Genomic DNA, 7,610 nt, shown 5'->3' on the forward strand with positions numbered 1-7,610 from the left:
CTTAAGGCTTAAGTCTTAAAGCTTAATAATAGTACCGTTCACTGGGTTAACCATAAACTCAACCAATTCAATAGCACTGTCTTCAGGTGCACTCTCTGCACTTGCTTCGTTACCAGCATCAGCAGCATCAGTTACCATTTGGTCTAGCACAATAGTAAATTGTGTTGGTCCATTTGCATAACCTTTCACACGTAATGTGTAAGTTTCACCACCAACAACGGTGCTGCCTACTTGCTCTGACGCACCTAAATTACCTGATGTCGCTAATACATTACCTTCACTATCTAACATAGAGAAATCAAGATCTGGATAAGCACCACCTACATCAACATCTGCGCTTAAGGTCGCTACGGCACTTGTTGCACTGCTTAATGCGCTAAAGTTAACATCGACATAATCTACGCCATCGGCAACTAGTACATCAGTTGTACCGATTGCGACTAAACCTTTATGTTCAGAAATAGCATGGTAAACCACTTCGCGTTCTGCAGCTTCAGACGTATCATTTGACACTTGGCTACCATTAGCGGCACGTGATTGCCCTTCTATCTTAGCGAATACTTTCGCTTTAAAAGTAAACATTTCAGCTAAAGGATTAGCAAAGCTTAGATTACGCGCACTTGAATCCATACCAATTGCCAAAGCTTCATCGTAGATGAAACGTGCTTTATCACCACGTTGACCACTGCCTGAATTATCAGCGTTGTTAACCGTAACGTTAGGACTACTAATTGACACAATGTCAAAGTTGATAGGTCCAAATAGTGACTTCGCGCCATTGTTAGTTAAGGTATTATCAAAAGCAAATTCACTAAGCGAGAAAGTCACATTACTGATCCTTGCTTGAACATCCTTAGTCACATTTTTCGCTTTTAGTTTAGTTTTTGCCGTACCAGATAAGTCAGAAAAACCAACCTGACCTGAAGCGTTCGTTTTAATAGCTCGTACAACATATTGGTAATCAAAAGCTTCGATACCTTGACCCGCGCCACGACCAAAGCCTTGACCTTTATCTAAGTAATTCGGTTCAGTAACGAACTCAACATGGGTATAACCATTTGAACTTAAATCACCATCTATATATTCACGACCAGGAACACCGGAAAATAAACGCGCTGGGCTGCCTCCTTTACGTTTTAATACTTGATAACCAATGACATTATCAACACGATCCCACGTCACATTAATGCTGTCTTGATTCACAATATCAGCAATAATATTTTGTGGTGTAGCTGGGGCTTCTTGACCGGCAGTGAAGTCACTTACCGCAGTTGAAATCATCTGTACACCGCCAAGTGGTGCTTGGGCATTTTTACCTAATTCACGAGCAGCATATACACGTTCAATTAACGCATGGTGCTTACCAAGAGAATTCGCATCAATTGAATTTTCCGGGTATAACATAGCGTCAGCAATTAACACCGCGTCTCGGGCTTTAACAAAGGTATCTGGCGCACTAACACCTAGTACATACATAGAGCCTAAGAAGATACGCTCCCAAGTTTCTTTACCTAAGCTAGCCGCTTGCGTTGCTTCACCAGTCACTGGATCAGGTCGCACAAAGTCGTTAGCTGGATACATCTCTACCATCAATTCACGTAAATCCCACATTGCGCCGGCATAAATTTCACCGTCTCTGTGTACTTCAAAAGTGTTACCGCGAGTCCCTAATTGAGAATAACGCAATTGACTTTGGCCACTACGAATATACTCAAAAGAGTCTGGGTCAACATTGCCTTCACGTAATACATCTCTTAATTTACAAGCATTAACCGGATACGTTCCTAAATCTGGCGTTTCACCAATAGTATAAGCCCATAAATCCGCTTGACCTTCGTTTAACGCACCACCTTCTGGACTACCTTCAAAACCTGCAATTGGCGTAATAGTCGCATGTGTACCTTCATGAATTGGAACACTAAAATCTATCGCTAGGTTATTAAAAAGATTACCGTGACCATAAAACGTTGGGTTAACCACAACTTCTTGACCAGCAACATCTTGTGAAAGTGGAATAGCGAAGGCATTATCTAAATTTAACAAGTCGTTTAGGAACTCAGGGTCACTAGGGTCTTGTGGCGCATCTAAAACATTAGGAATATGCACAACGCCCACTAATGGAGTTGCCTCATTTGGGTATTGATCTGGGAAACTACCACTACCAAAACCGCGCGCATGAACCGCATCACCATCTTTGTGTAAGTAATCCAAATATTCCAATAAGTTAGTAATATAAATAAACTGGCTGATACCATCAAAATGTACTTTTGAGCCTGTAGTATGATCTTTTTCATCGACGCGGCCATATACTGACGCTTCATCACGATCAAAATAATAAGTGCCTAGCGCGGCTTGAGCAAATGGTGAACTCGTTGGTAAGGCACTGCCGATAAGGGCATGTTTACCTGTCAAGACACCTTCAACACCAGTAATGCGGTTGGTATCATCAAATTTTCTTAATTTAATACGCAATAAGTCTTGTGGTTTGCCGGTTAAGCCGCCGTCTTCATCTATGATTTCACAATTGTCTTGTAATTCAGCAGTGATCGGTGGAAAGGTTGGGAAATAATCGGCATATTGATCGGTAGGCTCATCACCTTCTGCGGTACGTACTTGATCTTCACGGTAAAGAACGTCACCAGATTGCGCATCAACCATATATTTAAAAACACCAAATGGGTTAGTTGAATAGTAATAAAACTGCCAAACTAAACTATGTCCTTCACCTGTTTGTACAAAACGTAACTCAGGCATTGGTGTTTTAAATACGCCTAATTTAGTGGCAATAGTTTCAAATGCTGGTGTTAATACATCTAATGCCGCCGCAGGAATATCTTTTTGAAATTGTAATAAATTTTGGCTTGCCGCTAATACCGCAGCTTCTGCAGAAAGTTCAGGTTGACTAGCAACACTAAAGTCTTTTTGATACGGGCCCATAACACCACGAACATTGTTGTCTGCATCGATAACAACACCAACACCGTTACCTTCTACTTTAATGCCATTAACCATTTGTTCGAAACGAACAACTTGGCCACCTAAAGCGGGTTTTGAACGGTTAGCATTAAATTGTAATTGGTCATTGCTCAAACCTTCAAAAATATCTTGATGGTCAGCAATAAAATTACGCGCCATATTTTCTGCAGAATTACCTGAAGTTTTAATGGCCATTCCCGTCATAGCATCGATTGTTCCAGTCATATCGTTCACTGAAACCTGTGCATTGGGGTTTGACGCTTTAAACTGGTTAATGGCTTGAGCTTGTGTTGTGCTCAATGCCATTAAATTGGTAAAAGCTGTATCTTGTAGTTGATTAAGGGTTGGCACGCCAACAACATCAAAATTTAAGATTTTATTTGCTTTCGCACTGTCTGTAATTGCAGCAGCATAAGCATCGGTGGGTAAAACGGTGAAAGGTGTAGCAAGTGCAAACGCAATAGCGCTAGAGAGTAGTGTAGTTTTCATCTTAATAACCTTTATATTTTTTGCAGCTATAAACGAGAAAATATTCAAACGTTCATGGCCGCTTTATGGGTAAGAAAGTAATTCACCTCTCCACAGTGCCCACTTTTTCAACAAAGGTTAATCGGGTGTTCCCCTCACTCAAGCTAGGTAAAAACCCCTAGTCCCATTGAATACTAAGTTGATTAATTAACTGCTCATTTTTAATGGTTAAAATTAATCAAATGGGTATTACTCAATTTTCAATTTACAGGTGGCTTACCATTAACATCTTCATGCTAAGCTTTAGGAAGTATAAAAGATCCTCAAGATAAAGACCCTAGGTCACTGTTACTTGTGTAATTATTGGTAACTTGACCAAATATTATGGTTATAGTGTCCAAAGAAATTTTCACTACCTGTCATGATAAATAATAAAAATGGCGCAAATAACGCCGATAGAATTACTATCACGCTCATTAATCGCCATAGGTGAAATTTTGCTTTCATTTTTTAACTCCTTCAATCGTTATTATGGGTTAAACAATCCGTTAGATATCTAAAAACTTTAACGTCAAAATAACCATAAATAATGCGGTAGTAACAAAACTGAATAACTAATTAATGTCGATAACAGTACGGAGTTAATTGTCGCCTGAATATCGGCACAGGGAGATAAGATAAGCGCTCGACTGTTATTAGAAAGCTCAACAGTCGAGCAAATTTAGCAGGTAAAAAAACGTTATTTCAAGAAACGAAATTAGTCTCGTTGCTATTTATTTAAGTGCTGAGCATGAAAACGCAGATGCTCTTCAATAAATGATGAAATAAAGTAGTAGCTATGATCATAACCTTCGTGAATAGCCAATGCTAACGGGTAACCATTAACTTTTGCTGCAGCTTCTAAAGCTTCAGGCTTTAACTGCTCACTAAGAAAATCATCCGCACCACCTTGGTCAACCTTAGTAGGAATAAACTGTTTTGCTTTGCGCATCAATTCACTGGCATCATGGTTGCGCCAATTGGCTTGGTCTTTGCCTAAATAAGCGGTAAAAGCTTTTTTGCCCCATGGCGAATTAACTGGATTACAAATCGGGCTAAATGCCGACATTGAACTATAACGTTCAGGGTTTAAAAGCCCGATAGTCAAAGCACCATGCCCCCCCATTGAATGACCACTAATGGCGCGTTTATTTGAGACTGGAAATGAAGACTCAATAATGGCCGGCAACTCATTCACCACATAATCGTACATTTGATAATGACGGTTCCAAGGTGCTTGTGTCGCGTTGACATAAAAGCCTGCTCCTTGACCTAAATCGTAACCTTCATCATTGGCAACACCTTCACCACGAGGGCTAGTATCTGGCGCAACAATAGCAATACCTAACTCGGCGGCCATGCGTTGAGCCCCAGCTTTTTGCATAAAGTTTTCATCACTACACGTTAAACCCGAAAGCCAATACAACACCGGTACTTTTTCGCCATTTGAAGCTTGTGGTGGTAAGTAAATAGCAAAGCGCATCGCGCAATTTAATGTTTTCGATTGATGACTATATTGCTTATGCCAACCACCAAAGCTTTTATTTACACTAATATTCTCTATTGTCATGCTAAAACCTCAAAATGATAGAGCAAGCTCTCTTGCAAGAGCTTGTGATTTTTAACTAAGTACATCTTAATTATCAAGATGACACTTACTTATCAAAATGAATAACAGTACGAATACTTTCGCCTTTGTGCATTAAATCGAACGATTCATTAATGTCTTCAAGGGCCATGGTATGGGTAATAAAGTCACTTAATTTAAACTCACCCGCTAAGTAACGCTCTACATAATCAGGTAATTCAGTACGACCTTTAACACCGCCAAACGCTGAACCTCTCCATACTCTCCCTGTCACCAATTGGAATGGACGGGTTGATATTTCTTGGCCTGCACCGGCAACACCAATAACAACTGACTCGCCCCAACCTTTATGACAACACTCTAACGCAGAGCGCATCAAGTTAACGTTACCAACACATTCAAACGAGTAATCAACACCGCCATCGGTTAATTCAACAATTACGTCTTGAATAGGCTTGTCATAATCTTTCGGATTAATACAATCCGTAGCGCCTAACTTTCTCGCTAACTCAAATTTACTTTCGTTAATATCAATGGCGATAATACGCCCAGCTTTTGCCATGGTTGCGCCAATAACCGCTGATAAACCAATACCGCCTAAGCCAAAAATAGCTACCGTTGCGCCCTCTTCAACTTTTGCTGTATTCATCACAGCGCCCATGCCGGTAGTCACACCACAACCGAGTAAACACACTTCTTCAAGTGGCGCGTCTTTATTGACTTTCGCTAACGAAATTTCAGGCAACACTGTGTATTCAGAAAATGTTGAACAACCCATATAATGGAAAATTGGCTGACCATCTTTATAAAAGCGTGTCGTGCCATCAGGCATTAAACCTTTACCTTGGGTTTCTCGAATCTTTTGACACAGATTGGTTTTACCTGATAAACAAAATTTACATTCGCGACATTCTGGCGTGTATAAAGGAATAACATGGTCGCCAACTTGAACACTGGTAACGCCTTCACCTATTTGCTCAACAATACCGCCACCTTCGTGACCTAAAATTACCGGAAAAATACCTTCTGGATCTTCACCTGACAAAGTAAAGGCATCGGTATGACATACGCCAGAAGCAATAACCTTAACCAATACTTCACCTTTGCGAGGCAGCATAACATCGACTTCTTCGATAGATAAAGGTTGCTTAGGGCCCCAAGCAATAGCGGCTTTTGATTTAATAAATTTATCTGACATATTTATTCTCACTTTTAAATTGGTATATTTTCTGGGTAGAACACAAATACAAATACAAATACAAATACAAATACAAATGTTCACGATGAAGCTAGTGTACTGCAAAAATCAAATGATGATAATGACACCAAAATACAATTCACTTTTACTGGTGAGTAACAATGCTAATAAAGTTACGTATTATTAATTGGGTTTATACTATCTATTTCTAAGAGGATAGTAATATGCTAATTTACAATTCATTTGTACATATAGGTAATAATCATGCAATGGGAAGGTATTAGCGAGTTTGTTTTTGTCGCTGAAAATGAGAGTTTTACACTCGCTTCTAAGAAAATGGAAATATCGACCGCGCAAGTCAGTCGTCAAATAAGTGCATTAGAAAAGCGCCTGAATATAAAATTATTTTACCGTACAACGCGCAAAGTTTCTTTAACCGAGGAAGGCCGAGTTTTTTATCAGCACTGTCGCAGTGTACTCGACGGTTTAGACGCTGCAGAGCGCGCAATAACCAATTTGCAATCTAAGCCTCAAGGAAAAATAAAGCTCACAGCGCCTGTAACCTATGGTGAAAAGCAAATATTGCCACTGGTAAATAATTTTGTGAAGCAACATAGCGACGTTGAAGTTTCAGCTTATTTAAGCAACCGACAAATTGACTTATCAGAAGACGGTTATGATTTAGCTATTCGTTTAGGAAAGTTAAGTGACTCGTCAATGATGGCTAAAAAGTTGGGCAAGCGTGCCAATTATGTTTGTGCTTCACCGAGTTACCTAGACAATCATGGTATTCCGCACTCAATAGCAGAGTTAAGTCAGCATAGTTGTTTATTGGGCTCGTCAGATTATTGGCATTTCAGTGAGCTAGGTAAAGAAAAAAGTATGCGTTTAAAAGGTCGATTACGTTATAACAATGGTCATTGCTTGACTGACGCGGCATTGAAAGGTTTAGGTATAGTTCAGTTACCTGATTATTATGTTGAGCAACACCTTAAAAATGGTGATCTCATTTCATTGTTAGATAATTATCGTGCTCCTGATGAAGGGATATGGGCAGTTTACCCACAAAATCGTCACCTTTCTCCTAGAATACGACTACTCGTTGATTACTTGGCTGAGCAACTAGCTTAAAGTCACCTAAGTAGTATCGGGTGAGTTGCGTTTTTTGCTAATTAATACATTTATATTTGGCTTAAGCACAATTAGCTCCAACCTATAACTCAAGTTTCGGGGTTCAAAATAGACGAGGAAATAACAATAACCTAATGATTTAAAAGAAGTTGATGCCTCATTGTGGTAAAATACTTGTTAACTAGACAACGTAAAAAACCACAAGAGACA

The 7,610-nt window shown here is 39.6% G+C and carries 5 protein-coding genes; 1 reads left to right on the forward strand and 4 read right to left on the reverse strand.

Annotated elements, in window-relative coordinates; all coding sequences use genetic code 11:
- Positions 1–15 precede the first annotated feature (15 nt).
- The 4 genes from H4J50_RS08920 to H4J50_RS08935 all read right to left on the reverse strand — a co-directional run bounded on the left by H4J50_RS08920 (position 16) and on the right by H4J50_RS08935 (position 6,269).
- Positions 16–3,465: a M36 family metallopeptidase gene (locus H4J50_RS08920; RefSeq protein WP_182255811.1), complete on the reverse strand. Its 3,450-nt coding sequence runs from the start codon at positions 3,463–3,465 to the stop codon at positions 16–18.
- A 339-nt stretch (positions 3,466–3,804) separates the two neighbouring features.
- Complete coding sequence (locus tag H4J50_RS08925) at positions 3,805–3,951, reverse strand: hypothetical protein (protein ID WP_182255813.1); 147 nt, start codon at positions 3,949–3,951, stop codon at positions 3,805–3,807.
- A gap of 262 nt (positions 3,952–4,213) precedes the next feature.
- Positions 4,214–5,053, reverse strand: a complete 840-nt coding sequence (gene fghA, locus H4J50_RS08930; RefSeq protein ID WP_182255815.1) for an S-formylglutathione hydrolase — start codon at positions 5,051–5,053, stop codon at positions 4,214–4,216.
- 85 nt (positions 5,054–5,138) lie between these two features.
- Positions 5,139–6,269, reverse strand: coding sequence for an S-(hydroxymethyl)glutathione dehydrogenase/class III alcohol dehydrogenase (locus tag H4J50_RS08935; protein WP_108455907.1), 1,131 nt, complete (start codon positions 6,267–6,269; stop codon positions 5,139–5,141).
- A gap of 264 nt (positions 6,270–6,533) precedes the next feature.
- Here H4J50_RS08935 and H4J50_RS08940 point away from each other — a divergent pair, with 264 nt between their 5' ends.
- On the forward strand, positions 6,534–7,400 hold the full coding sequence (locus H4J50_RS08940) for a LysR substrate-binding domain-containing protein (RefSeq protein WP_108455906.1): 867 nt from the start codon (positions 6,534–6,536) through the stop codon (positions 7,398–7,400).
- Positions 7,401–7,610: the final 210 nt, after the last annotated feature.

The sequence above is a fragment of the Colwellia sp. 6M3 genome, assembly GCF_014077595.1.
Classification (GTDB): domain Bacteria; phylum Pseudomonadota; class Gammaproteobacteria; order Enterobacterales; family Alteromonadaceae; genus Cognaticolwellia.

Excerpts from the sequence above, each read along its gene's own strand:
- H4J50_RS08920 (WP_182255811.1), bottom strand. The coding sequence starts at position 3,465 with ATGAAAACTACACTACTCTCTAGCGCTATTGCGTTTGCACTTGCTACA.
- H4J50_RS08935 (WP_108455907.1), bottom strand. The coding sequence starts at position 6,269 with ATGTCAGATAAATTTATTAAATCAAAAGCCGCTATTGCTTGGGGCCCT.
- fghA (WP_182255815.1), bottom strand. The coding sequence starts at position 5,053 with ATGACAATAGAGAATATTAGTGTAAATAAAAGCTTTGGTGGTTGGCAT.
- H4J50_RS08940 (WP_108455906.1), top strand. The coding sequence starts at position 6,534 with ATGCAATGGGAAGGTATTAGCGAGTTTGTTTTTGTCGCTGAAAATGAG.
- H4J50_RS08925 (WP_182255813.1), bottom strand. The coding sequence starts at position 3,951 with ATGAAAGCAAAATTTCACCTATGGCGATTAATGAGCGTGATAGTAATT.